The sequence below is a fragment of the Hymenobacter nivis genome, assembly GCF_003149515.1.
Taxonomy (GTDB): domain Bacteria; phylum Bacteroidota; class Bacteroidia; order Cytophagales; family Hymenobacteraceae; genus Hymenobacter; species Hymenobacter nivis.
This window is the reverse complement of record NZ_CP029145.1, coordinates 326,935-351,892: the sequence shown is the minus strand read 5'-3', so window position 1 is coordinate 351,892 and position 24,958 is coordinate 326,935. Positions and strand designations below refer to the sequence as shown.

20 protein-coding genes, 1 pseudogene and 1 riboswitch are annotated in these 24,958 nt (G+C 60.5%); of the genes and pseudogenes, 5 read left to right on the top strand and 16 right to left on the bottom strand.

Annotated features, from left to right (window positions below; translation table 11 throughout):
- Positions 1 to 13 precede the first annotated feature (13 nt).
- The 8 genes from DDQ68_RS01420 to DDQ68_RS01385 form a co-directional block, all read right to left on the bottom strand.
- Complete coding sequence (locus DDQ68_RS01420) at positions 14 to 517, bottom strand: bifunctional adenosylcobinamide kinase/adenosylcobinamide-phosphate guanylyltransferase (protein WP_109652388.1); 504 nt, start codon at positions 515 to 517, stop codon at positions 14 to 16.
- A gap of 6 nt (positions 518 to 523) precedes the next feature.
- Entirely contained in the window at positions 524 to 2,752 is a 2,229-nt protein-coding gene (locus DDQ68_RS01415) for a TonB-dependent receptor (RefSeq protein WP_109652385.1), read from the bottom strand.
- A gap of 99 nt (positions 2,753 to 2,851) precedes the next feature.
- Positions 2,852 to 3,886 carry an ABC transporter ATP-binding protein gene (locus tag DDQ68_RS01410; RefSeq protein WP_109652382.1) on the bottom strand — a complete coding sequence of 345 codons (1,035 nt, stop codon included), beginning with the start codon at positions 3,884 to 3,886 and terminating at the stop codon, positions 2,852 to 2,854.
- Positions 3,887 to 4,119: 233 nt separating this feature from the next.
- On the bottom strand, positions 4,120 to 5,211 hold the full coding sequence (locus DDQ68_RS01405) for an iron chelate uptake ABC transporter family permease subunit (protein ID WP_109652379.1): 1,092 nt from the start codon (positions 5,209 to 5,211) through the stop codon (positions 4,120 to 4,122).
- The gene (locus DDQ68_RS01400; protein WP_162549714.1) at positions 5,208 to 6,245 is read right to left on the bottom strand and encodes an ABC transporter substrate-binding protein; all 1,038 of its coding nucleotides are present in this window, start codon (positions 6,243 to 6,245) and stop codon (positions 5,208 to 5,210) included. The genes DDQ68_RS01405 and DDQ68_RS01400 overlap by 4 nt, the downstream gene beginning before the upstream one ends.
- 216 nt (positions 6,246 to 6,461) lie before the next feature.
- Positions 6,462 to 6,661: riboswitch (cobalamin riboswitch) on the bottom strand.
- A 43-nt stretch (positions 6,662 to 6,704) separates the two neighbouring features.
- Positions 6,705 to 7,238, bottom strand: a complete 534-nt coding sequence (locus DDQ68_RS01395) for an AAA family ATPase (protein ID WP_109652372.1) — start codon at positions 7,236 to 7,238, stop codon at positions 6,705 to 6,707.
- 100 nt (positions 7,239 to 7,338) lie between these two features.
- The gene (locus DDQ68_RS01390; RefSeq protein ID WP_438830716.1) at positions 7,339 to 8,352 is read right to left on the bottom strand and encodes an IS701 family transposase; all 1,014 of its coding nucleotides are present in this window, start codon (positions 8,350 to 8,352) and stop codon (positions 7,339 to 7,341) included.
- Positions 8,353 to 8,364: 12 nt separating this feature from the next.
- On the bottom strand, positions 8,365 to 9,003 hold the full coding sequence (locus tag DDQ68_RS01385; protein ID WP_109652369.1) for a hypothetical protein: 639 nt from the start codon (positions 9,001 to 9,003) through the stop codon (positions 8,365 to 8,367).
- Between the two features lie 488 nt (positions 9,004 to 9,491).
- On the opposite strand from DDQ68_RS01385, the gene DDQ68_RS24370 reads away from it, so the two are divergent.
- Positions 9,492 to 9,827, top strand: a complete 336-nt coding sequence (locus DDQ68_RS24370) for a hypothetical protein (protein WP_162549712.1) — start codon at positions 9,492 to 9,494, stop codon at positions 9,825 to 9,827.
- Positions 9,828 to 9,961: 134 nt separating this feature from the next.
- On the opposite strand, the gene DDQ68_RS01370 is transcribed toward DDQ68_RS24370, so the two are convergent.
- From DDQ68_RS01370 to DDQ68_RS01330, 8 genes are all read right to left on the bottom strand, one after another.
- The gene (locus DDQ68_RS01370) at positions 9,962 to 11,548 is read right to left on the bottom strand and encodes a glycoside hydrolase family 28 protein (protein WP_109652363.1); all 1,587 of its coding nucleotides are present in this window, start codon (positions 11,546 to 11,548) and stop codon (positions 9,962 to 9,964) included.
- Positions 11,549 to 11,568: 20 nt separating this feature from the next.
- On the bottom strand, positions 11,569 to 12,903 hold the full coding sequence (locus DDQ68_RS01365) for a family 43 glycosylhydrolase (RefSeq protein ID WP_162549711.1): 1,335 nt from the start codon (positions 12,901 to 12,903) through the stop codon (positions 11,569 to 11,571).
- A 28-nt stretch (positions 12,904 to 12,931) separates the two neighbouring features.
- The gene (locus DDQ68_RS01360; RefSeq protein WP_109652358.1) at positions 12,932 to 14,134 is read right to left on the bottom strand and encodes an AGE family epimerase/isomerase; all 1,203 of its coding nucleotides are present in this window, start codon (positions 14,132 to 14,134) and stop codon (positions 12,932 to 12,934) included.
- A gap of 47 nt (positions 14,135 to 14,181) precedes the next feature.
- Positions 14,182 to 15,333: a sulfatase-like hydrolase/transferase gene (locus tag DDQ68_RS01350; protein WP_245897232.1), complete on the bottom strand. Its 1,152-nt coding sequence runs from the start codon at positions 15,331 to 15,333 to the stop codon at positions 14,182 to 14,184.
- 10 nt (positions 15,334 to 15,343) lie between these two features.
- On the bottom strand, positions 15,344 to 16,561 hold the full coding sequence (locus DDQ68_RS01345; protein WP_109658278.1) for a glycoside hydrolase family 130 protein: 1,218 nt from the start codon (positions 16,559 to 16,561) through the stop codon (positions 15,344 to 15,346).
- Positions 16,562 to 16,664: 103 nt separating this feature from the next.
- Positions 16,665 to 18,497: a sodium:solute symporter family protein gene (locus tag DDQ68_RS01340; RefSeq protein ID WP_109652351.1), complete on the bottom strand. Its 1,833-nt coding sequence runs from the start codon at positions 18,495 to 18,497 to the stop codon at positions 16,665 to 16,667.
- A 216-nt stretch (positions 18,498 to 18,713) separates the two neighbouring features.
- Positions 18,714 to 19,841: a glycoside hydrolase family 26 protein gene (locus DDQ68_RS01335; protein ID WP_109652348.1), complete on the bottom strand. Its 1,128-nt coding sequence runs from the start codon at positions 19,839 to 19,841 to the stop codon at positions 18,714 to 18,716.
- Between the two features lie 3 nt (positions 19,842 to 19,844).
- On the bottom strand, positions 19,845 to 21,113 hold the full coding sequence (locus tag DDQ68_RS01330) for a glycoside hydrolase 5 family protein (RefSeq protein ID WP_162549710.1): 1,269 nt from the start codon (positions 21,111 to 21,113) through the stop codon (positions 19,845 to 19,847).
- A gap of 652 nt (positions 21,114 to 21,765) precedes the next feature.
- On the opposite strand from DDQ68_RS01330, the gene DDQ68_RS01325 reads away from it, so the two are divergent.
- The 4 genes and pseudogenes from DDQ68_RS01325 (at position 21,766) to DDQ68_RS01310 (ending at position 24,884) form a co-directional block, all read left to right on the top strand.
- Entirely contained in the window at positions 21,766 to 22,641 is an 876-nt protein-coding gene (locus tag DDQ68_RS01325) for an AraC family transcriptional regulator (protein WP_109652343.1), read from the top strand.
- 84 nt (positions 22,642 to 22,725) lie between these two features.
- Entirely contained in the window at positions 22,726 to 23,091 is a 366-nt protein-coding gene (locus DDQ68_RS24180) for a hypothetical protein (RefSeq protein WP_109652340.1), read from the top strand.
- Complete coding sequence (locus DDQ68_RS24175) at positions 23,088 to 23,630, top strand: hypothetical protein (protein WP_109652336.1); 543 nt, start codon at positions 23,088 to 23,090, stop codon at positions 23,628 to 23,630. The genes DDQ68_RS24180 and DDQ68_RS24175 overlap by 4 nt, the downstream gene beginning before the upstream one ends.
- A 24-nt stretch (positions 23,631 to 23,654) precedes the next feature.
- Positions 23,655 to 24,884 (top strand): annotated as a pseudogene (locus tag DDQ68_RS01310) (GH92 family glycosyl hydrolase).
- The last annotated feature ends 74 nt before the right edge of the window (positions 24,885 to 24,958 follow it).

The following is a 24,958-nucleotide window of genomic DNA, read 5'->3' as shown; positions in this document are numbered from 1 at the left end:
GCACTACAAGTGGTTACTTCACTACCAGCGGTAGGCCCGACACCATAAAAATGGCGCGGTCGGCGCGCTGGGCAATGTGCTGGTTCAGCCAGCCTTGCAGGTCGGCAAACTTGCGGCCGGCCTCGGTGGGCGCGTGCAGGCCCATCCCGATTTCGTTGGAGATGATTATCAAAGTGCAATCTTGTTGCACTAATTTATCAAACTCTGCCTTTACTTCTTGCAACGTTGTTTCAACATCGTATTTCGTATCGGCGAAGAAGTTAGTGAGCCAAAGCGTTACGCAATCTAGCACCACGGTGCGGCCCGCCAAAGCTAGGCGGCTCACGTACTTTTCCTCCTCCAGCGTCGTCCAGCGGTCATCGCGGTCTGCTACGTGCCGGGCAATGCGCTGGCGGTGGTCGTCGTCCCAGGCCCGCGAAGTGGCTAGGTACACGGGGTTGGGGCTTAGCGTCAGGGCCAGCTCCTGGGCATAGCGGCTCTTGCCCGAGCGCTGCCCGCCGGAAATGTAGGTCAGCACGGGGCCCTAAAATGCAATGGTGTAGCGCCCCGAAATATTGCGGCCGGGCAGGTTGTAGCCGCGCTTCTCGTAGTAGTTCTCATTGGTCAGGTTGTTCACCAGTAGCGAGAAGGTATGGTGCTTAGCCACTGTATAGCCGGCCGAGAAATCGACGGTCATGTACGCGGGATATTCTACTTGCGGGTAGTTCACGTCGGTAAAATCGGTGTCTTTGCGGCGGCCCACATAGTGGCCGGTAAGGCGGGCGGTGATGCCTTGGTAGCTGTCGAAGGCCACGCCCAAGTTACCGTTCAGCCGGGCCACATTGTAAATATCGCGCACGGTGCGCGTGCCGTCCACGTTGTTGGTCACGTCCTGGGCCTTGAAAATACCCGTGCCGCCGGCGAAGGCGCGCAGCAGGTAGCGGCGGTCGGCCAGGGCCCCGAAGTCGTAGCCTACCTCGACCTCCAGGCCCCTAATCTGGCTGTCGTTGGCGTTCACGTAAGTGGTGCGCGAGCTCACGACGTAGCCCTCGGCAGTGGTTTCGCCCACGGGGTTAGCGGTGCGGGTCGTGATGCGGTTCGCAACCCGGGTGGCGAAGAACGTGGCGTCGGCCGAGAAGCCCGACGTGGCCTGGCCAAAGCGCAAGCCGGCGTCGTAAGTCACGCTGTTCTCGTTTTTCAGGTTGGCGTTGCCCTGCGTGATGGCCACCTGACGGGCGCTGTCGGGTGCAGTTTGCGAGAAGCCGGCCACGTTGAAGGCGTCGGGCGTCACGTAGGCGCGGCCGATGGTGGCGTGCACCCGCAGACCGTCCGTCAGCGCGTACTGGGCCCCCAGGCTGGGGCTGAAAAACGGGTTGGTTTTTTTGCCCGGCGTGAAATCGGTGAGCAGGTCGGTCTGCTTCACATTATAGGTAATTAAGTCGTAGCGCACGCCCGGCGTCACCACCAGCTTGTCGGCCAGTAGGCTCAGCTGGCCCTGGGCGTAAATACCGGTCGTATTCAGCGCGTAGTTCGGGCTGTAGGGCATGCCGTTGGAGCCGTCGGGGTTGAATACCTGCGAGTTGCTGGTGGCCTCGTTGTGGTCGATGCCCACCGTGAGGCGCTGGCGGCCCAGCGTGATGACGTCCTTGGCCTGCAAGCCCTTCCAGAGGTACTGGCTCTGGTAGGAGCGGTAGGGCGGCACGGGGGCGTTGTTGTAGTCGGCCAGGGTATTGTAGTTACTGGTTTCTCTCGACGTATAGCCGCGCACAAACAACTGGTGGTGGGCGTAATTGCCGGTGGCGCTCAGGTCGAGGTTGCCGCGCTCGATGTCCTTGCTCGACGGGCCCAGGTTGCCGTAAAAAATATCGTTGGGGGCCTGTACCGTGGGGGCCCTAAACAGCTCACCGCGCACGTCCACGCGCCATTTTTCGCTCAGCTGGTAGCCCAGGCGCAGGGCCCCGGCGTAGTACTTCAGCTTGGTGAAGTCGCGGCGCTGATTATCGCCGCGGGCGTCGTCCACGGTTTTGGTGGTGCCGTCGGCAAAGGTTTGGGTGGCGCTGCTGGCGTCCAGGGCGCGGCGCAGAATACCGTTACCGCCCAGCTTGTAGTCCTGCCCGCGGTTGAAAAAGCCCGCCGACAAATCAAAATCGAGCCGCTTAGTGAGGTTGCCGCCAGTGGCCCCGCCAAATTTAACCGTTTGGTAGCTACCGTATTCGGCAAACAGCGAGGTGCGGATGGCCCCGCGCGACTGCCGCGTAATCACGTTCACTACGCCGCCCATGGCCTGCGGGCCGTAGAGGGCCGAGGCGGGGCCCTTGAGGACCTCTACGCGCTCCACGCTGCCCAGGTCGATGGTGGCGAGGTTGCTGGTGCCGGCCGGGCGGCCGTCCACCAGCAGCAGGGCCCGCTGGTTGAGGCCGTCGGTCTGAGGCCGGAAGCCGCGGATGCCCACGCCCGCCAGCAGGCCGGGGTACTGCACGATATCCACCGAAGCGTTCTTTTTCAGCACGTCGGTAAACTCCGCGGCCGGCGTCTGCTGAATGTCTTTCTGGCTGATGACCTGGATTTGCTGGGGTACTTGGTTGCGCGGCGTGGCGGCGCGGTTGGCCGTCACCACTACCTCGTTGAGACTTTGGCGTTGCAACGTATCGCCCGGGGCCACCACCTGGGCCCAGGCGGCGGGCGCCGCGCCGGCCAACAGGGCCGCGCCCAGCAGCAGCTTTATTTCGGGGCGCGGCGACTGGCTTTGTTGGGATAAAAAACGTTTTTTCATATGCAAGCGGAAGGGATCATTGTGAATGAATTATCTGATTTCCAGCGACTAAGTATTTGTTCTAATTATCTGTTTAAATGAGGACGGGCACTTTGCTAATTAGTCAACCAATTGGTTACTATTAACTTGACGCATCGTCCGCAGCAGCGCACCGATGGTGGCGTGGGACTGGGCGGCCTGGCCCGGTACTTGGCTCAACCAGGGCCCCAGGTCGGGGCCGGCGGGGGCCGTCACGCGCAGGGCGGCGGGCCCTGTGGTGGGCACGAAGCCCTCGCGCTCCAGGGCCCGGCGCGTCCAGAAAGCGGCGGCGCCCTCCCCTACCAGCTGCACCGGGGGCCCCGTGGGCGCGTGCAGAGCGAAGGTGCCGGTGCCCGCGTCGAAGGCCAGCCCCTCCCGCGCAAACGCCGCCGCAAAGGCCCCGCTCAGCACCAAATCCTCGGGCGTGCCGGTGCGCAGGGGCCCATCGGCGGGTAGCAGCCACACGCGGTCGGCGGCTTGCAGGGCCAGGTCCAGCTCGTGGGTCGAGAGCAGGATGGCCTTGCCCGTGGTGCGGGCCAGCTGGTGCAGCAAGCGCATGAGAGCCACACGGTTGGGCAGGTCGAGGTGGGCCGTGGGTTCGTCGAGCAGTACCACCGGCGTGTCCTGGGCGAGGGCGCGGGCCAGCAGCACTTTCTGGCGCTCGCCGTCGCTCAATTCACCCACCGGGCGGTCGGCGAAGATTTCGGTACCAGTGGCTTCCAAGGCAGCTTGCACCCGGGCTTCGTCGTGGGCCGAGAGGCTGCCCAGCCAGCCGGTGTGCGGGTGGCGACCCAGGCGCACCAGCTCGCGCACGGCGAGGTTGCCGGCGTCCACGCGGTCGGTGAGCACGATGCTGAGCTGGCGGGCGCGTTCGGGGGCCCCCATCGCCGCCAGCGGCCACCCGCCCAGATCGAGCCGCCCGCCAAGCGGCGGCTGCAAGCCGGCCAGCGTGCGCAGCAGCGTGCTTTTGCCCGCGCCGTTGGGCCCCAGCAGGCAGACCAGCTCGCCGGGCCACAGGGCCAGGCGCAGGGGCCCGGCCACCGGGTGGGGCGTCTTTCTGTTCATATAACCCACCGCCAGGTCCTCGGCGGTCAGCAGCGGCGCAGGGTTGGGCATGAGGGATTTAGTTATTGTTTGGTAGTTGTCGGTTGCTAGTGCGCGGGGAGTGCACTAGCAATCAATGAGTAGCAAAAGGATAATTGCAATAAAAAAAGGCGGTCATGCAGAGCGCAGCGAAGTATTTCTCCCGCTGACTACCCATTAATTGCTGCCGCGGGAGAGATGCTTCGCTACGCTTTGCATGACAGTCGAATGGTGATTCGATAACTCCATTTTTTACTTCCAGTTTTTCAGGAAAACGACGAGCGAACGCTATTGCGGCGCAGCACCACCCACAGTACCACCGGGGCCCCCAGCAGCGAGGTGACGATGCTCAGCGGGAGGACGGTTTGGCTGCCGGGGAGCTGGGCCAGGCAGTCGCAGCCCAGCGTGAGGGCGGCCCCCACCAGGCAGGCGCCGGGCAGCAGCACGCGGTGGTCGGCGGTGCGCAGCAAGCCCCGGGTGAGGTGCGGCACGGCGATACCCACGAAGCCAATCGGCCCACAAAACGCCGTGATGGCTCCCGCCAGCAAGCTGGTACTGAGGATGATACTTGTGCGCGCCCGGCCCACGGTCAGGCCCATGCTGCGGGCGTAGTTTTCGCCCAGCAGCAGGGCATTCAGCGGCTTGGCCGAGGCAAAAGCCAGCCCCAGCCCCACTGTCACTACGGCCGCCAGCACCACCAGGTGGGGCCCCACCACGCCGCCCAGCGAGCCGAACGTCCAAAGCAAATATTCCTGAATCTGCTCGGGGGCACTGAAGTATTGCCATAGGCCGACAATGGCCCCGGTGACGCTGCTAACCATCAGGCCCACAATAAGTAGCACCACGTTGTCGCGCACCCGGGCCGAGAGGGCCATCACCAGGGCCATCACCAGGGCGGCGCCGGCGGTGGCGGCCAGCACCAAGCCCCAACTGCCGCCCACGCCCAGCGCCCGGATGGCGAAGCCGCCCGCTGCGCCGCTGCCCCCGGCCAGCATTACGGCGGCCACGCCCAGCCCCGCCCCCGCCGTGAGGCCCAGTACTGAGGGCCCCGCCAGCGGGTTACGAAACAGCGTTTGCATCTGCAAGCCGCTCACAGCCAGGCCACTGCCCACGGCCAGCGCCGTCAGGGCCTTGGGCAGGCGAATCTCCCTCACGATGAACGCCCAGGCCGGGTTGTCGGCCGCCTGGCCCAGCAGAATCTTCACCACCGCCGCCAGCGGGATGCGCACGGGGCCCAGGGCAATGTCGAGCACGAAGCCCAGGGCCACCAGCCCCGCCAGGGCCAGCAGCCAAGCCGTGCGCCGCCGCCCGGCCGCGACCAGCGACGGCGGCGCGGCCGCCAGTTGGGCCGTGCTCATTTCAGCCACTGGTAATAGTAGAGCTGCCACGAGGGCAGCAGCTCGGGGTGCAAAATCTTGATCAAATCCGACAGCACGAGGTCGGGCCGCACCGCCCCCGATTCCCAATAGTCGTTGGAGCCCTGGGCGTTGGTGCGGCGGTTGTTGTTGTACACGCGGCCGGTTTGGAAGGGCGCGAAGGCGGCGTAGCGCGCATCCTGGGCCAGGATATCGGCCTTGGTGGCGGCGGTGCCGGTTTGCAGCCAGTAGTCGGCGGTGAGGGCCACGGGAGCCACGGTTTCGAACGACAGCGCCAGGCTGCCGCTGGGGGCCCGGGCCTGGTCCCAGGCGTAGGTGCAGCCCGCGTCGCGCAGGAACTGCGTGAGGTAGCTGTCGGTATCGGGCACGTACCACACGTCCTTAAACGGCAGGCCAACAACCACTTTAGGCCGCTGGGCGGCGTAGTGGCCTAGGGCCGCCAAGCGGTGGTAGGAGCGGGCCACCTGGTCAAATTTCCGGTTCACCAAATCTTCCTTGTTGAGCAGCGCGGCCAGCACTTTTACCCACTCGGCGCGGGCCAGGGGCGTGGTTTCCACCCACTCGGAGTTAATCATGACGGGCACGCCAGCGGCTTCCAGCGTCTGGAAGCGCGCCAGGCTTTCGCCGGGCCAGCCGGTGGCCATCACCAGGTCGGGGTGATGGGCAATAAGCTCTTCGTTGTTAAGCTCTTTGCCCTGGCCTACCTCGTAAATCTTGCCGGCGGCGATGCGCTGCCGCACCGGCGCGGCCGAGGCGTACTTGAAGCTACCCAAGCCCACTACCAGGTCGGCGGCCCCCAGGAAATCGGCCAGCGCTACGTGCATCGACGATAGGGCCACAAGGCTCCGCAGCGGCGTTTCGATGACGTGGGCATCGGCGTAGCCCGCTGGCCGCCCCGCCCCGCGGGGCACCAGCAGGTAGCGTGTAGCCGTGGTTTTCTGCTCGAACGGGCTCAGGATGGTGACCAGCTTGCCGCCCGCTACGTAGCTGATGGTGAAGCCCTTGGCGTACTGCACCGCAGTGCGCCCACGCGGCGCCCCGGCGACCGCTGCCCGAGGGGTAGCCGCCGGGGAAATTGTCGTTTGGCCAACGCCGGGCCGGGGCCCCACCAGCAGCAGAGCCGATAGCGTGAGGGTGCGCCAAACAGCAAAAAAAGGGGGTTTGCCGCCGGCACAGCCAGCGGGAAGCGGGGGGTTGGGCATGGTACAACGAGCCTTTCTGCCGAAAGCTGTGACTGTATGGAGCAAGCGGCAGGTCTTCTGACTTCCCCCGCCGGCCGATGGCCTTCCCATCCCCAAGAGGACAGTGGCGCCGTGTATCGGTCGGTTGGTGAGGGGGTTACAGCAGCGGAGACTGTCCCGGAATTACACCGGCTTCCCTTTTAAAATCGTTCCGCACCGCGGAAACGATTACCATTTGTTGGTGCAAAGGTAGGCTGAATTATTGGCCGCCGTGCGCTGGAGCCCCAAATTTGGCTACAGTCCAGCCGCCGCCCGCACGAAGGCCACGCGCGCCGCCACCGTGGTTTTAGGCAATTCCAGCACCGCAAAACCCAACCGCTGGTAGGTGCGCCGCAGGGCCCCGTGCAGCACCGTGGCCTCGGCAAACGTCTGCCAGCGCTCGGCGTCGTTCACGTAAATATCAGCCCACGGCGGCGCCAAAAACACCACCGGCTGGTATGGGTGCGCCGCCACTGCGGCGTAGCACGCAGCCGGCACGAGTAGCCCCGCAACCTCTAGGTAGGCAACGACATCAGGTAGCCCGCGGTCAAAAAATGTGACGCCGCCGCGCCGCGACGCCGCCGCGTGGTCGGCCACCATGCGGGCCATCGCCAGTTCGGCAAAGCCTGCCAAATCGAGCCACGGCACCCGGCCGCTACCCAGCGCCACCTGCTCCTGGATGAGCTGGCGCGACACTTCATCAGCCCCCGCGAAGCCAGCGGCTCGCAGGGCCCCCAGCAGCGTAGTTTTACCGGCCCCGGGCCCCCCGGAGATGACGTAAAGGGGCATTTTTATTATTACGCTCAATTACAAAGGCTCAATCATACAACTAGATAACCATTAGACCTCTTTCCTAAATAAGAATCACTTTTTCAATATTTAATAAAACTTACGCAGCCTCAAGTACAAGAACAGGAATAGATGAATTCTGCAATTGCTGCCGCAGCCATTCAGCCCAGGGTAGGCAGGCGGCCTGGTAGATGGTGCGGCCGATGGCGCGGGCGTATTGCCGCAACGTTACCCAGACTAAATAGCAACAAGTCAAATGATTGCGCTGCGCCTGCGCCTTGCGGCACTGGCATTTCTCGGAACCCGTTAATTGCTTGAAACTCCGGTGAAACTCCTCCACCTGCCAGCGTACCTGCACCGCCTCAATAACCATTTCCCGATTGAGATGAGCTGCCAAGTAATTGGTTATCACCCATTCAATGCTGCCGTCTATGGTAACCAGCTTGAAAAGTTTGACCCCAAACGGTACTTGTTGCAGGCGCACTTCCACGCCCCGGCTCCAGCCCCCCGCCGGCGGGTCGAGCGTGTTCAGGGACTGATAGCCCGTTTCCTTCCCTAAACTCACTAACCGATTGCTTTTCAGGGTGGTGAAAAACGTCCAACCGGCTTGCTCAATCACTTTCAGGTTCTCGCTGTTGGCATACCAACTATCAAAGAGCAGGGTGCGGGCCTGAATTTTTCCCTCTTCCACCACTTGTTTGAACATGGCCTGGAAGTGGTCGTTTTTCGTCAGCCCGTCCTGAGCAGGAGCGTATATGCGGAAGTCTAGCGACAGAAAATCACCGCTTTCGCCGCTGCTGTGGAATAGATTAACCAGCCCAATGCCCGTGACCAACCCGTGCACATTGCCCGAATATTGTCGCTGCGCTACTTCAATGAAGCGACTGTAGCGCTTATCCTGCACACTATCATCCACCAGCAGAAATGCTTCGGGTGAGTCGGCTACCAAAGGCTGTACCAACTCCCGTAACTGACCCGCCGAAAACGTGTTATTGCGCAAAAAGCGATATACCTGATCGTGGCTCATCTCTGGCAGGTGGACGGCCAAATGCGCCCCTATATAATTGCGCGGGGTGTTGAGCAAAAAATCAATGCAGGTCCTTTGGGTTAGCATAAAAGGTCGTTTTTAGCCCAAATTACGCCCTGTGCGTAAGTCCGATAAGTCCCAGAGCAGGCCGCGCTTGTCGTGGGCAAACGTACGGAGTACGTCGGTCACATACGGTTGGAGCTTGCTGAAGGTGGCCGAGTCGCGCGAGGCCGGGTCGCCGGGGCCCTGTGCCCAGCCCGAATTATGTACGCCCGTTTTGGGGGCCGGCTGGGGGCTGGGCTTGGCCTCCTTGTTCCAGCAGTCGTCCAAAAACACAAACAGCGTCTGAATGTGGTGCTTGACGGCCAGGCCCAGGTACTGGTCGACGCGCTTTTTGAAGCCCGCCGGGTCTTCCTGATACGCCAAGCTGTGCAGAAACACGCGCATGGTATTGAACCCAATGCCCTCGGCGTAGCCCAGTTCCCGGTCGATGGTGGTGAGGTCGAACGTGGCGGCCTGCCACATTTCGAGCTGGTTGATGGCCGTACTGGGAATAAAATTGGCCCCTGACATCCAGGAATGGGCTTTGTACCAAGCATTGGCTTTGGCTTTGCCGATCGGCCAGCGCTGGCCCGCCATCGCGGCGCTGGTGGCAGCGCCACCGGTGGTTTTGGTTTTTTGGGCGTAGCCACTGCCCGAAGCCAGCAGGAGCAGTACGAAAAGAAACAGGTGTTTCACGAAAGGAAAAGGATGGGAATACGCTCGTGGAGCAATTAAAAAAAGGGCGGTGGTCCAAAGCGAGATGATTTCGGTATTTCACTCAATTTATGATGTCTGAATATTCGTCCTTCCAGCTTTCCTGACGTGTTTTTAAGCTGACTTAATTAACAAACTAAAGGTCCGGTATCATCCTGCTTTGGACCACCGCCACAATAGTTATTGGCTCGCGGAAGCGCGGTGCCCAGTGCACCCCCTGCCGGCCCACTGTGAGGCGGCGGGCCGGCCCGCAACCGGCGGTGCCGAGCAAGGCGGCCAAGCCCAGCGTAAGCCACCGGAGCCACAGTCCGTTCAGGCGGTTCGAATAATGCACATCCATTAAGGCCATGTTATGGTTGTTTAGCGCCTGAAATCGTCCTGCACCCGCACAATATCTTCTTCATCGGAGGGCTGCACGGCACTGGTATGCTGCCATGTTTCGGCCAGCAGCCCCCAAGCCCCACTAGGCGGTGCCGCTCCCCCTGTTGCAGGGCAGTCTAGTTACCCACATTATAAGCCACTACTTCGCCCTATTCGTCGGAAGCGCTAACGGCGACGCCCACTGGCCCCTGCACCACGCGCTAAACCTCGGCCCGCCGATGGTGGTACTGCCACGACAGCAGCTAATGCAGGGCAACCAACAGGATTTTCGGGGTCAGCTTACCCGAAATCATAAGCTGGTCTATCGGCAGCCCATCAAAATACTGGTTGGCAAACTGCTGCGCCTGGCTTTCGTCGATGACGAAAAAACCGCCCCAGGGGCGGGTGGCATCCTACCGCTCGATGCGGAGGCCGGCGGCCTGTAGCTGCGCGGCCGTATGAGTAAAAAGCTGCGGCTTTTTGGCTTCTAATGAATGCATGATAAGTATGTTGGGGTAGTTGGCACAGAAAGCCAGACGGAAGGAATTAGTTGTCAAGAAGTCATCAGGGCCTAGCTTGACTAGCGGGTGCGCCGGCCACGGCCCGGCGTACTGGCCCCCGCTTTCTCTTCTTCGGCCAGTATTGCTCCCGGACTATTCTGCAGGTATAGCCGTTGCGCATTCGGGTTGTTGGGGGCGCCGGTACCTTGAAAATGACTCACCCGCAGGCCGGTTACATGGTCGGTTTCGATACCATGGGAAAGGAAGGAGCTGCGCGGGTTTAGCCAGCGCAAGGCAAAATCGTCGATGATCAGCCCGATGACGTATTGGGCCAGAATGCCGGGAATATCGCGGGCAAATAGTTGGTTTTTTTCGCTCATTATGCCGCGTAAATCCACGTTGCCACCGGCCACGCCATTGAGTGGGCTATCGATAAAGTCGAAGGTGACGTGGCGGAAGGATAGGTCTTCAATCACGCTTTCCGGCGTACCATAGACCAGAATACCGTTTTCGCCTCGGCAAGTAATGTTCTCGAAACGCACGTTTTTGATGCGACCCAGCTTCACGTTTTCCTTGCCGCGAATGGCCGAAATGTGAATGGGTTCGCCGTTGCCCCACCAATCGCCGGTGCGCAAGTGAGTGTCAATGTTGATGTTGGTAAACGTGAGGTTTTCCAGCGAGCCCTCGTCCCGCAGGAAGATGCCGATGCCGCGGGTGGAATTGGTGATATTGACGTTGCTGACCGTGACGTTGCGCACCGTGTTCTGGTCCAGAAAACCAATGCGAACGCCGCTGGAGTACGATTGCAGGTTGCAGTTGCTCACGATGATGTTCTCCGAAACGTGGCGCTGCCCGCTGAACCCGGGAATCTCGAAGTGGTGGTCGTAGCCGGTGATGGCGATGGCGTCGTCGCCTGCCCGGATGTCGCAGCCCGTGATAGTGACGTTGCTGGAACTCGTGATGTCGATGCCGTCGGCGTTCGGAGCCAGCAGCGACGACCATATTCGCACGCCGCTCACCCGTACGGCGTCGCAGTCGGAAAAATGCAGCGTCCAGAACGGAGAGCGCAACAGCGAAACGTCGGCGAGGCGCACGTTTCGGCACTGCGCAAAAATCACCATCTGCCGGGGCCGGGGTTCGCGGGGTTCCCACGGGCCGTCGCCAATACCGGTAGCAACGTGGCGAAAGTTATTTTTCTGGCGAGTGTAGCGGGTGGTGACGGTATCAATTTTCTTGGCGCGCGTCACGTCGAAGTAAGCCGGGTCGTTGCCGTCGATAGTACCCAGGCCGGTGAGAGCCACGTTTTCGGCCAGTTCGGTGTAGAGGATGCCGTAGTGGTTGGTGCCGTATTCGGGGTACTTGGGCAGCGTATAGGCCCGGTAATCGTTGATGTTGGGGCTGCCCAAAAGAACGGCTCCGCTTTCCAGGTGCAGATTCACGTTGCTTTTCAGGCTGATAGTTCCCGTAAGAAAAGTGCCGGGTGGCACGTCCACGGTGCCACCGCCGGTGCGGTTGCACACGTCAACGGCCTTTTGGATGGCGGCCGTGGCCAGGGTTTTGCCGTCGGCCACGGCCCCGTAGTTGGTGATGGCGTATGTTTGGGCACGACCGTTGAAACGGGCGATGCACAGAGCGCTCAGCAGCAGGAAAAACCGGGTTAGAAGCATAAGACTGGGGATATCAGGGGTTAGCGGGCGAACCCAGGGCCCAGCACTTTAAGCTCCCATACCGAGGCGTTGCGGTCTTCAGAATTGGTAACGGCCAGGCGTACGTAGCGGGCGCGAAAATCCTTGTCGATGGCCATGGCACGGTAGGCCGGAATGGCTTCGTTACTGTGGTCGACCAGCGTCACCCAGTTTTCGTTATCCGTTGAATACTCTACCCGAAAGGTCACCTGCTTGTCAGGGTACTCGAAGTCGACTTCCACGCGCCGGATGGGTTCTTCGCGCTGCAGGTCTACGGTAAGGGTGCCTTTCTCATTGGGGCTGGTGGTCCAGCGGGTGTCGTGGCGGCCGTCCACGGCGTGGATGGCCCGGTTGGTGGGCAGCTCGGTATTGGCGAACACCGGCTTGTTGAGCGCCAGGTTCACGACCGGATTTTTAGCACCTAGCAGCTGGCCCAAGTCGTTGACGTAAGCCCCCAGCTTCAGGCTGCCGTCGGCCCCGAACGTGAGCTCGCTGGCGCAGGTGAAGCGGAAGCCGCAGGTGGGCGCTTTAGCGGGGTCCTGACGGTGATAGAGCAGGAAAGTGCGGCCCTCGACTTCCAGCATGGAGTTATGGCCGGGACCAATGACGCCGTGGGCCTCGTCGTTTTCGAGCAGCGGGGCCTTAGCGTCCACGTAGGGGCCTTCGAGGCTTTTGGCCACGGCGTAGCGCACGTTGTAGCTTTTCTGCCAGCAGCGCCCCCCGGCCCACATCAGGTAGTAGAGGCCCTTGCGATAGAACAGGTAGGGTGCTTCGGTGAAATCGAAATGGCCCTTGACGGAGATGGTGCGCGCAATTTTGGTGAGGTAGGTGGGCGAGGCCGGGTCGTTGTCCATCTCGAAAATTTCCTGGGACGCCGACACCACGTAAATCTTCTTCGACACCGGGTCTTCGAAGGGCTCAATGTCGAAGCCCCCAATGTGGGCCACCCGGGCGTAGTGCCCGGTGGGCGAATCAGCCACGTACACGTAGCCCTTGTAATCGACCGAATTCTGGCAATACAGGTAGTATTTGCCATTTTTACCTTTGATGACGGCCGGGGCCCAAACCGATTTATACGGCATGCCGTCGAGCACCTGAGGCTGCCAGTCGGTGAGGTTGGTCGAGGTCCAGACGAAGGTCAGGCCATCGTTGCCATAGGGCGGGTAGCCATCGGTGGTGACGTAGAGGTAGTAGGTATCGCCAAACTTCTTGATGCTGGGGTCGGCGAAGTAACCGGGCAGTAGCGGGTTCTGGGCATGGCTACGGGTGGGCAGCAGCAGGGCCAGTAGCACAAGCAAGCTGGCGGGGCGAAGCAGGGAAAGTAGTTGGTGGCGCATAAGGGGAGGGCAAAGTGGAGTGGCGGGGCTACTCTGCGGTGGAAGCTGCGGGGTGCGGCTGAGCCAGCCGGGCCAGCATTTCGAGGCAGGCCCGGCCATTATGGTAAGGGCATTTCCAGAAACCAGCCTTGTCTTCGCCGGCCATCAGCGAGTTGTCGGCATGCACGCCCCAGAACCACTCGCCGTTTTGCTTATCTAAAATATGCTGCTGCGTGAAGCGCCACGCACCCTCCGCCATCGCCATAAACTGCGCGTCGCCGCTTACCTGGTAGGCGTTGTAGAAACCCACCACGGCCTCGGCCTGCACCCACCAGTGGCGGTCAGCGTCGAGGTAGCCGTCGGGGTGCAACTCGTAGGTGAGGGCCCCATCGGTGGCCAGCCCCTCGGCGGCGGCGCGGGCCAGCTGCACGGCCGTTTGCTGAAACTGGGTAACGAGCCCCGGCTCATGCAGCACCTCGGCAGCCTCCAATAGCAGCCAAGCCGCCTCAATGTCGTGGCCGTAGGAAATGGCATCGAGCCGGGGCTGCCAGTACTCATCCAGAAACAGGATGAGGTGGCCGGTTTTGGGGTCGATGAAATGGTCGGTAAAATCCAGCAGCAGGGCCTTGATTTGCTGGCGCAGCCGCGCGTCGGGCCACTCGCGGTAGAGATTGGCATACGCCTCCAGAATGTGGAGGTGCGTGTTCATCGTCTTCTTCTCATTGGCATCCTTGGCGCTCAGGCGCAGGTCGCCGAGGGGCTGCCAGTCGCGGGCGAAAGCCTCTAGGTAGCCGCCTGCCGCGGGGTCAAAACTATGCGCCTCGATGGTGCGAAAAAGGTCTTGCGCGTGCGCTAAGGCCGCTGCGTCGCCGCTGGCGCGGTGGTATTCGGCCAGCCCGTAGATAGTGAAGGCCAGGGCATAAATCTGCTTCTTGGTATCGAGCGGTCGGCCCTGGTAATCCACCGACCAGTACACGCCGCCGTGCTCCGCATCCAGAAAATGTGCCGTGATGTACTCGTAAGCCCGTCGGGCCACGGCCAGGTTTTCGGCATTGGGCTGCTGGTTGCAGGCCGCCGCGAAGGTCCACAGGATGCGGGCGTGCAGTACGGCCCCCTTCGGCGCGGTGGGGTCGGGGCGGTTGTCGTTGTCAATTTTCCCCAGGAAACCGCCCTGGGCTTCGTCCGGCGCATGGGTGCGCCAATACGTGAGGATGCGGTCAAGTTCTTGCTGGAAGGAATCAGCTAAGTTCATAGGAAGTTGCTGGAAGATAAACGGAAAATCGGCTGGTCATAAATCGGCTAGTTCCCCACAAAACTCAGCCGCAGACCATCGATTTCGGCCGCCGATGAGCCAGCTATTTTTAGGGCTTTCAATCGAATACTGGTTTTGCCGGCCGGCACCCGGAACGTGTCGATGACCAGGTGGCCCCAGTCGGCCATTTCGTACGCTTCCTTGCGGGGCACCCGGTCGGGGCTCGGTAGCTGGGCGGCCTGGAAGGGTTGGCTGATGGTCACGCTATGCTCGACTTGGCCCACCCGGCAGCTCGGGGATTTTATTGGGCCAGCGGATGAAGAACGGTACCCGCATGCCCCCTTCACGCTGCCTTTGATGCCGCGCATGTCGCCGTTGTAGCGGGTACCGTTGGGGCCGTTGTCGGTCATGAAAATGACGATGGTATTTTTCTTCAGCTTACGCTTTTTTAGAAAAGCCAGCACCCGGCCCACGTTGTCGTCGAGGTTGCTCACCATGCCGTACACGCAGGCCAGCTCGTTGCTCCGGCCCTTGGCTTTGAACTTGTTGAAGTAGGCATCGGGCACCTGAAACGGGCTGTGGGGCGCGTTGTAAGGGATGTAGCAGAAAAAGGGTTTGTCCTGGTTCGCACCGATGAACTTGAGCGCCGCGTCGGTCAGCACGTCCGTGATGTAGCCGGTAGTTTGCACTAGCTCGCCGTTGTGGTCGAGTTTCGTGTCGAAGTAGTTCGACCAGTGCCCCGCGCAAAAGCCCAGGAACTCATCGAAACCCTGGTCGTTGGGCCGGTTGGGATAGTGCTGCCCGCTGTGCCACTTGCCAAACATGCCGGTTTGGTAGCCGTTGGCCCGGAACAGCTCGGCCAGCGTGGTTTCTTCGCTATCCATCGTCTCCAGGCCCTTCGATACCGACACCACGCCCGTGCTTAGGTGGTAGCGCCCGGTGAGCAGACTGGCCCGCGTGGGCGCGCACAGCGGGCTCACGTAAAAATGCTCGAAGCTGGTGCCTTGCTGGGCCAGCCGGTCCATATTGGGCGTCTTCAGCCACGGGTTTTTGTTGGCGCTGAGGTCGCCCCAGCCCTGGTCATCGGTCAGAATCAGCACAACGTTGGGCCGGCCAGGCGGCCGTTTCCGCCCGATGGCTCCGGCCAGGCCGGCCGTTAACAGCAAGATCGTCAGGATGATGCAGGAGAAGGGGCGCATCGTTTTTCAGTTAGCGCTCCACCCCGTTAGTCACTCGCTCGCTAACTGTGGGGGCGGGCACGGCGTGGTTGCGGTCAATAAGCGCATTGATGGCTTGCACCGATGCGGCCGAGCGCAGGCCATCTTCCGGCGTATTTACTACGTAATCAATCAGTTGGGTAATTGTGGACGTGGCCACGTGCATCCGCGTGTCGGACGAGGCATAGTAGATGAACACCTTGCCGTCGTCGTCAGCAATCCAGCCGTTGCCAAAGGCTACGTTCGACACGTCGCCTACGCGCTCCTCCCCTTCCGGGGCCAGGAAATAGCCGGCCGGCTTATGGATTATTTTGGTGAGGTCGTGCAGGTCCGTCATGAACATGTAGAGCACATAGCGCAGGCCAGCGGCGGTATTTCGCACACCGTGGGCCAAGTGCAGCCAGCCTTTCTCCGTCTTGATGGGACCAGGACCGAGGCCGTTTTTCACTTCCGCAATCGTGTGGTACTGCTTTTTGTCAATAATAACTTCCTGCGTAACCTGCGCCGGGTTAATGCTTTCCGACAAGCCGAAGCCGATACCGCCCCCTTTACCGGCATCAATGAAGCCATCCTGCGGGCGGGTGTAGAAGGCGTACTGGCCATCCACAAACTCGGGGTGAAGCACCACGTTGCGCTGCTGGGCCGAGCCGGTGGTGAGGTCGGCGAGGCGCTCCCAGGCCACCAGGTCCTTGGTGCGGGCGATGCCGCACTTGGCCAGCGCGGCCGACTGGTCAGCGTCGGAGGCGGCGGGGTCGCGGCGCTCGGTGCAAAAAAGGCCGTAAATCCAGCCGTCTTCGTGCTCCACCAGGCGCATGTCGTACACGTTGGTATCGGGGTCCTCGGTTTCGGGTAGCGTAATGGGGCGCTCGTGAAACTGGAAGCCGTCGATGCCATTGGCGCTTTCGGCCACCGCAAAAAATGACTTGCGGTCGTTGCCCTCCACCCGTACCACCAGCGCGTACCGGCCCTGCCACTTGATGGCCCCGGCGTTAAGCGTGGCATTGACGCCAATGCGCTCCATCAGAAAGGGATTGGTGGCGGGGTTGAGGTCATATTTCCAGGCCAGCGGGGCATGGGCGGCCGTGAGCACCGGGCGCGCATAGCGGTCGAAAATACCGTTGCCAACCTCTTCCTTTTCGTTGGGTAGGTGAAGCAGCTGGTCGTGTTTGGTTTGCAGCAGGTGCAGGCGGTGATGAAATACAGAAGCCATAGTTTTAGCTGCTAGCTGGTGGCTGCTAGCCATTAGCTTTTTAGGGTAATACAAAGGGATAAGGGACTGTTGAGCAAAACGCTGGTAGCTAACGGCTAAGCGGTTAGTCATCGCTAAGCCGGTTCCACCAGGTTTTCTTGAGGATGAAGCCCACGATAAGCAGAATGACCACCACCACGGCCAGCGGCGCGTGCTGGCTCAGCAGCAGGTACATGGGCAGGATGGTGAGGCAGAGCTGTGCAATAATGCCCAGTACAATGTTGAACATATTGCGCTTGAAGTTACGGTTGGGCTGAAACGTGGGGTCCTGGGCCTGCACCTCGGCCAGCACCGGGCCCCAAAAGCCCCAGGGCCGCACCGTGCGGTAGAAGTTGTGAAGCACCGCCGCCTCGGTGGGCGGCGAGAGGTAGGTGCCGATGATGGACCCCGCCAGCGAGATGCCGAACAGCAGCGGAAACCAATAGAGCAGATTACCCGACTCGATGAAAAAGCCGAAAAACCCCGCCGCTACGATGCCCGTGGTCATACCCACAAAAAAACCCGTGGCGTTGAAACGCCACCAATGCCACTTGAGCACGTTGGAGGCGATGTAGCCGCCGTAGAGCGCTGACACAATGAATTGCAACACTGTGTTCACGTCCTTGGCCAGGAAACCCAGCACTACCCCGGTAGCCACGACCAATACCCCCACCACGTAGTTCATGGACATGATGCGGCTGGTGCTGGCCTGCGGATTCACGTATTTGAGATAGATGTCATTCACCACGTAAGCCTGCGCCGCGTTCACGGTGCCACTGAAAGTGCCCATAAATGCACCCAGCAGGCCGGTAAGCACCAGCCCGGCCAGCCCGGCCGGCAGAAAGTTGTTGATAGTCGCGGGCAGAATGCGCTCAAAGTCGATGGACCCGGTGGCTGTGCGCAAGTCCATCTGGTGGTAGTAGAGCAGGCCCAGAATGGTGAGGCCGATGATGAGCGCGTAGCGGATGGGCAGCAGAATAATCGAAACGAAGCCGCTCATCTTGCTGGCTTCCTCGGGCGAGCGGGTGCTCAGAATTTTCTGCATGTCGTAGTTCGGCGCGGGGCCGGCCAGCGAGGCAAAAATGCCCTTGAAGGCCATCATCATGAAGAAAATACCGAACAGCGAATACCCATCGCTGGAGATTTTACTATTGACCTCGGGAATGAGTTTAGACCAGTCGAGCCCCAGTCGCCAACCAAAAAACGGGTTGAACCAGTCCTTCGGCACCGCCAGCTCGTGGCCTTGCAGATTGATGTAGGCGATGATGGCAATGGCAATGCAGGCCACCGTCATGATGCAATACTTGATAATATCGCCCAGCACAATGCTGTGCATGCCGCCAATGATGGAGTAGAACATGGCGAAGAGCGTGAACACGATGCCGTAGACGTGCGGCACGTATTGCGGCGCCACGTGGAAGGGAATGTAGCCGCTTACAAGGTTCCAGGGAATGAATATCTCAATGAACTTGCCCAGCCCTACGAAGCCATAGGCCAGGAAACCCAGGCAGCTCAGCAGCGCAAACGCGATGACGACCTGGTGCGAGGCCCACACACCCGGTCCCTTCTGCCCAAAGCGCGTGGCCAGCCACTCGGCCCCGGTGCTGGCGCCTGAGCGCCGCAGCCAGCGCGAGAGGTACATCATCAAGAACACCTGGTTGAAAACCGGCCAGAGCCAGGGAATCCAGATGCTTTTCATACCATACACGAAGCAGAGGCTCACCATCCACATGGTGCCGCTGATGTCGAACATGTCGGAGGCGTCGCTCAGCCCGAGCTTGTACCAAGGCAGCGTGCGACCGCCCAGCATGTAGCTATCCTTGTCCTGACTCGATTTTTTGCGGTAATATAGGCCAATGCCCACTGTTGCCAGTAGGTAGGTGGCAATAATGAGAAAGTCTATGGGGTGAAGCTTCATGCGGGGGGTAGGGAATGGCTTACGGGTCACTTCACGAGCCCCCTTTGGGGCCGGTCCCCTCTCCAAAAAGGAGAGGGGAGCCACGGCGGCGTAGACAGACTATATAATTCAATCAAACGGCGTTACTCGTCAGCCTCTCCGTATCCTTTTCGGAGAGGGGACCGGCCCCAAAGGGGTCTTGTGAGGCGACCCGTAAGGCGACGCGGAGAACGATTACTATAACGTCTTAGAATAGATTTTCAGGGGTGCTAACTGCTTTTCCAGCAGCACCTTTTTATCCTTAGCAAAGGTTTTAAAGTCGGCTGCGCTGGCCTGGCCGGGGTAGGGCGCGTAGTAGTGGTCGGGGCGGCCGTTGCGCCACACCAGCACGTAGCTCAGCTTGTAGCCCGCGATGGTGGGCAGCAGGGTTTTAGTCCACCAATTGGCGTCGGGTAGGCGCTCTAGGCCGGTTTCGGTGAGGGCGGGCAGCTTGTGGTGCTCGCGGGCCACCTCGGTCAGGATGGTCAGGTTGGTCGCCATCGTCTTTTTAAAGGCCGAGCCATCACCGTGGTAGTAGACATCGAAGCCCAGCACGTCCACGTAGCCGTCGCCGGGGTATCGCTCCAGGTAATGCGCCGGGGTTTCAACGTCGGAGGGCGAGTAGGCAATGAGCAGGTTGTGCAGCTTCTTGGTATCGCGCAGGTAGTTAATAGTGAACTCGTAGAGCTGCTTATACTGGGCTGGGGTGCAGTTCTTCTCGCCCCACCAGAACCACGAGCCAGTGTGCTCGTGGAAAGGCCGAAAAATAACCGGAATAGCCTCCCCTTTCGTCCCTTTGAGCGTAGCCAGGAAGGTACCCAGCCGGTCGAGATAGGTCACGTACTTGGCGTGGTCCTCGCCGCCGGGCAAGATATACGACACGGTACGCGTGGTGTCCCAGGCACTTTTGCCGTCGTGCGGGTTGTCGAGGTGCCAGCTGATAGTGTTGACGCCGCCCTGCGCGTATACCTGCTTGATGTACTCGCGGATTTTGGCAAACGGCACCGCGTCGAGGCTGCGGGCGCTGTCCAGCTCCACGTGGCCCAGCTCCCAGCCGAATACGGCGGGGTAGGAACCCGTGACCGATTTCACGTCGGAGCGGCCGGGCTCCCCTATCCAGCGCTGGCCTTCGGGCGTGAGGCCGTAGGCCATATCGTCCTGGTGGCCAAACATTACGCCTTTATCAAGCAGCTTGTGCAGGTTGCTGAGCAGGCGCTTGGTTTCGGGGGTGGCGGCGGGGTCGGCGGGGGCCGACTGAGCTTGGGCGCGACCGGCCAGCAGGGCGGCGGCCAGCGTCAGGCCCAGCGTGAGGTTACGAAAATTCATAGCTTACTTAATAGTTTTTAGGCACTTACCAATCACGGCCCATGTCGACTTGTCAGCATCAAATACCGAGTTCAGGCCCTGCTCCTCGCCGCCGGGGTCGCCCATGTAGGCATCGCCCTTCTTCCAGAACACCTGGCCCGGCACCGGCCGCGCCGTGCCGCCAAAGGCCCAGAAGTTATAGCCCGCAATAATGGGGTGGTCCTTCATCATCCCGAACAGGGCAGCGAAGTACTCGTCGCGCATCTTGGTGCTGGAGGATAGCGTAAATACCTGCCCGTCGCGCGGCAGGCCAAACTCCTCTATCACCAGCGGCTTGCCCAGCTTTTGGGCTACGGCCACGTGGCTATCTACATAGGCTTTGGCTTTGGCAATCACAACGGGCATGCCCTTAGCCGTGGCCGTGTCGCGGAACCAGCCCCAGTTCTTGGGCCAGATGTGAATGGTAAGGTAGTCAATGTTGGGGTCGGAGTGGACGCGCTCGAACACGTCCATTTTTCTATCCGAAGCGGCGTCGCCCTCGCTACCAGTGGTTACCAGGTGGCTTTTATCCAAAGACTTAATGAGGGCCGAGGTATGCCGCATCCAATTTTCGAAGGCGGGGGTAGCGGCCAGGGTCATGGGCCGGGGCTCGTTCATGATTTCCCAAGCCATGATGGCCGGGTCCTGCAAGTAAGGCTTTTTGGTGATGGTGTTGGTGCGGGCTAGCACGTAGCGGATATAGGTATCTACCTGCTGCTTGCAGGGCTCGCAGGTGAAAAACTGCGCGACGTACTCCTGAAACTTATTCCAAACAAAATCCGGATCTTTGGGCAGCGGCGTGGCGGGGTAGCCATTCCACTCTAGGTACTGGGTAAGGCCGCCGCTCCACTCCCAGGTATTGGTAAAGTGCAGCACTGCCTTCATGTTGCGTTTGTCCAGCTCGGCCAGCAGGTAGTCGAGCCCCACGGCCATATTCTCGTCAAACTTACCCGGCTCGGTTTGCAGGGGCTGCGGCACGCGGTACTTGTAGCCGTGGTTCAGGCCCTCGGCTCCCACCATCACGCGCAGGTTGGTAACACCCTGCTTCTTCAAAAAATCCAGCTCTTTGATTAGTCGCGCTTTGCCAGCCTTACCCTGGGTAGCCAGCAAGCCCCCGTACCAATAGTTGACCCCGATGTAGCGGTAGGGCTTGCCCTGGAGGGTGAAGCCGGTGCCCTGCCGCCGCACGAAGCCCGACTGGGAAAAGCCGGGCAGCGCAAGCAGGAAAAATAAAAACAAAAGGAAGTGTTTCATAAGAGCAATAGGCATCGGTGAAGCGGCGAGCCCTACCAGATAGAAGTGCCGACGACAAGCCGTTGACAGAATTAGAATGAGCACATTTAAAGGAGTTCAGGGGCCGCCCGGGCCTGGGTATTGTCCCACCAGCAACCAAGCGCATGGCGGCCCAAGAATCCTTTGAGATACTTAGCTGGGCCGAGCGGCGATGTCGTGGCCCGGCCCAACTCCGGCCTTAATACCCTGGGTTTTGCACAATGGCGGGGCTGGCCGAAATCTCGTTTATCGGCGTTATGATTTGGCTGGCCTGGGCCAGGGTACGCGTTGGCAACAGCAGCCCGCCTGCCAGCGGCAAGGCCACGGCTCCACAGGCCGACCAACTTAGGCAGAGCACCGCTCGGCTCAGTCTGACTGGGAATATAGTTAGACTCATACTGCCTGGGCTTTTTAGATGGGAATCTGACACCCAAAAGTACCCGACACGTATGCCAAATAGTAATGTTATCTTAACTTTTTTTTGTATTAATTTAGCGGGAAAGCCATTTATGCAAGCGAAAACTCGTTCTCAGTGATATGCAAGTTATTTCAAGTACTATAATTTACCGGCGCCCAAGCAATACTTTTTTAGCAAAAAAGCGTAACTTTCGCCATATTCCCTCTATTCTTCACAATGCAACAGAACCTGATGCGGGAAATTACCCCGCTAACCCAAAGCGACTGCTTCACGCTCTTTTCGCGCTCTAAGAAAGAATTCAATTTTCCCCTGCATTACCACGAGGAATATGAGTTGAACCTGATTATCAATGCCCCAGGAGCTAAGCGCATCGTCGGCGACCATATCGAAACGATTGAGAATTTAGAACTGGTGCTGGTGGGGCCCAACCTAAGCCACGCTTGGTTCACGCATCAGTGCGAGAGCAAGGAAATACGGGAAGTCACCATCCAATTTCATCGGGACTTGCTGGAGGACCGGTTTCTGCGGCGCAATCAGCTCAGCTTTATCCGCAAAATGTTTGACAATGCGCAGCGCGGCATCCTGTTCTCCCGCGAAACCACGGAGCGCCTGCGCGGTCGCCTCTTGTCGCTGGAGCAAAAAACGGGCTTCGATTCGGTGCTGGAGTTGCTATCCATCCTGCACGACCTCTCAACCTCACGCAACTTGCGCGTCCTCTCCGACTCTACATTCAACAACGAGAAGTTCAACTACAACAGCCGCCGCGTCGAGAAGGTGTTTGAGTACCTGAATGCCAACTACGGCCGACAGATCACGCTGGCCGAAGTAGCCAAAATTGCTAATATGCCGGAGGTTTCGTTCAGCCGCTTTATTAAAAAGCGCAGCGGCAGCACGTTTATCGACAGCCTGAACGAAATCCGCCTCGGCCACGCCACCCGCTTGCTCATCGATACCACCCACAAAGTGGCCGAAGTGGCTTACAAATGCGGTTTCAACAATCTGTCCAATTTCAATCGCATCTTCAAAAAGAAGAAAAACTGTACGCCCAAGGAGTTTCGGCAGAATTTCTCAGGCACTCGCATTTTTATTTAGTCCGGCAGCAGGCGCGGCATTTTGCAGAGAATAAGGTCATCCCTGCCAGAAAATCAAGTCCTGCCGACCCTATTTACCAAGCTGATGCGTCGAAACTACTGCCAAGCGCTTCTTACCCTGGCCACGCTACTTTTTCCTGGTTTAGCCAGCGTAGCACAGCAAGCCCCCATCGCCTGCGTCAACCCCTTCATCGGCACGGGCCGGGAGGGAAATACCTATCCCGGCGCACAGGCCCCGTTCGGCATGGTTTCCGTCAGCCCCAACACCACGTTCAAAGACTACGATGATGCGGTGGCGCGGCCCGGCTACAAGTACGCCGGAACGAAAATCCGGGGCTTCGGCCTCACGCACTTCAGCGGCGTGGGCTGCCACGCCATGCAGGATTTGCTGTTTATGCCGGTGAGCGGGACGCTGGACGCTTCGCCGGTGGGGCACGCGAGGCGTACGTGAGCACGTTTTCGCACGCCCAGGAACGGGCCGAACCGGGCTTCTACGAGGTGGCCCTGCCGGCGCAGCACGTAACGGCCCGGTTTGCAGCGCGGACCCGGGCGGCGCTGGGCGAACTGCAATTTGCCGGCGGTGGGCCGTCCAGCTTCGTGTTCGAGCCCACCAACAGCGCCAACGGCATCAGCGCCGGCCGGGTGCGGATTGACGCCGCCCGCCGCACGCTCAGCGGGCAGATAACCACCGGCGGCTTCTGCTGGCGCGACCCGGCCTACCTGCCCTACACGGTGTATTTTGTGGTGGAGTTTGATACGCCGATTACCGCGCATGGCGTGTGGAAAGACGCGCTGAAACGACCGGACGCGGACACCGTTTCGGGCAAGGATTTTGGGGCCTACCTCACCTTTGGCCCCACCAAAGGCAGCCCGGTGCGCATGCGAACGGCCATTTCGTTCGTGAGCGCAGCAAATGCCCGGCTGAACCTGCGCACCGAGATTCCGGGCTGGAAGTTGAAGCAGGTGATGCGCCAGGCCCAGGCCGAGTAGGCGCAGCGCCTGGGCCAGCTCACGGTGCAGGCCGGCGGCATCCCCGATGAGCGCGCCACGTTCTACATTACCATCTACCACAACCTGTTGCAGCCCAACGTGTTCGAGGACATGAACGGCGAGTACTAGGGCTTCGATTTCCAGACCCACCGCATCGAAAAGGGCCACAGCAAGTACGTCAACTTCTCGCTCTGGGATACCTACCGCACCACCGCCCACTTGCAGGCGCTGCTGGCCCCGCACGAGGCGTCCGATATGGCCCGCTCGCTACTGTTCGATGCCCAGCAAGGCGGCGCGTTTCCCAACTGGAGCATGAACAACCGCGAGTACGGCGTGATAAACGGCTACTCTCCTTTTCCCTTCATCGCCAACCTTTATGCGATGGGCGCGACGGATTTCGACCTGCCGGCGATGGTGGCGATGATGAAAAAGGTATCGACCCAGTACATTGGCTGCCAGGGCCGGCACGGCTGGCTAAACCTCGACGAATACCAGCGCCTGGGCTACGTGCCAGTCGATAAAAATGGCCTGGGTACCTCCATGACGCTGGAATACGGCGTCGATGACTACAGCATCGCCCAACTCTGCCAGGCGGCCGGCGACGCGCCCGGCGCGGCCTTCTACCGGCACCGGTCGCAGAACGTGTTCAGCTTATTCAACCCCCAAACCGGGTTTCTGCAGAGCAAAAATGCCGACGGCAGCTTCTCCGCATCCTTCGACAGCACCACCACTAAGGGCTACAACGAGGGCAATGCCACGCAGTATTTCTGGAGCGTGCCGCACAGCTTCCCCCGGCTGGTGGGCCTGGCCGGGGGCCGCGCCGCCGTGGAAAAGCGCCTCGACCGGTTTCTGACCACCATTGCCACCGGCTGGGCCCCCGAGCAGCCGCGCTACTGGCTCGGCAACGAGCCCTGCTTAGGCGCGGTGTGCGCCTACAACTACTTGCAAGCACCCTGGAAAGCGCAGTTCCACACCCGCCGCATTGCCCACGACTACTTCAACAACACGCCCGACGGCCTGCCCGGCGACGACGACGGCGGGGCCATGTCGGCGCTCTACGTATTTTCGGCCCTCGGCCTCTACCCCTTCGTGCCGGGCGAAAGCGGCTTCACCCCCACCGGCCCACTATTTGAGAAAGTGGCTCTGCGCCGGCCCAACGGCAAGCTACTCATCATCAACGGCAAAGGGGCCACGTCCGGCGCGCCCTACATCCAAAGCTTGCGGGTGAACGGCCAGCCGCACACCCGTCTCTAGCCCGACTGGCCCGCCCAGCACGAGGGCGGCACGCTGGATTTCGAGATGGGCCCCACGCCGAACAAAAGCTGGGG

Coding starts and splice junctions, on each gene's coding strand:
- DDQ68_RS01415 (WP_109652385.1), bottom strand. CDS start 2,752: ATGAAAAAACGTTTTTTATCCCAACAAAGCCAGTCGCCGCGCCCCGAA.
- DDQ68_RS01410 (WP_109652382.1), bottom strand. CDS start 3,886: ATGCCCAACCCTGCGCCGCTGCTGACCGCCGAGGACCTGGCGGTGGGT.
- DDQ68_RS01405 (WP_109652379.1), bottom strand. CDS start 5,211: ATGAGCACGGCCCAACTGGCGGCCGCGCCGCCGTCGCTGGTCGCGGCC.
- DDQ68_RS01395 (WP_109652372.1), bottom strand. CDS start 7,238: ATGCCCCTTTACGTCATCTCCGGGGGGCCCGGGGCCGGTAAAACTACG.
- DDQ68_RS01390 (WP_438830716.1), bottom strand. CDS start 8,352: ATGCTAACCCAAAGGACCTGCATTGATTTTTTGCTCAACACCCCGCGC.
- DDQ68_RS01370 (WP_109652363.1), bottom strand. CDS start 11,548: ATGCTTCTAACCCGGTTTTTCCTGCTGCTGAGCGCTCTGTGCATCGCC.
- DDQ68_RS01365 (WP_162549711.1), bottom strand. CDS start 12,903: ATGCGCCACCAACTACTTTCCCTGCTTCGCCCCGCCAGCTTGCTTGTG.
- DDQ68_RS01360 (WP_109652358.1), bottom strand. CDS start 14,134: ATGAACTTAGCTGATTCCTTCCAGCAAGAACTTGACCGCATCCTCACG.
- DDQ68_RS01350 (WP_245897232.1), bottom strand. CDS start 15,333: ATGCGCCCCTTCTCCTGCATCATCCTGACGATCTTGCTGTTAACGGCC.
- DDQ68_RS01345 (WP_109658278.1), bottom strand. CDS start 16,561: ATGGCTTCTGTATTTCATCACCGCCTGCACCTGCTGCAAACCAAACAC.
- DDQ68_RS01340 (WP_109652351.1), bottom strand. CDS start 18,497: ATGAAGCTTCACCCCATAGACTTTCTCATTATTGCCACCTACCTACTG.
- DDQ68_RS01335 (WP_109652348.1), bottom strand. CDS start 19,841: ATGAATTTTCGTAACCTCACGCTGGGCCTGACGCTGGCCGCCGCCCTG.
- DDQ68_RS01330 (WP_162549710.1), bottom strand. CDS start 21,113: ATGAAACACTTCCTTTTGTTTTTATTTTTCCTGCTTGCGCTGCCCGGC.
- DDQ68_RS01325 (WP_109652343.1), top strand. CDS start 21,766: ATGCAACAGAACCTGATGCGGGAAATTACCCCGCTAACCCAAAGCGAC.
- DDQ68_RS24180 (WP_109652340.1), top strand. CDS start 22,726: ATGCGTCGAAACTACTGCCAAGCGCTTCTTACCCTGGCCACGCTACTT.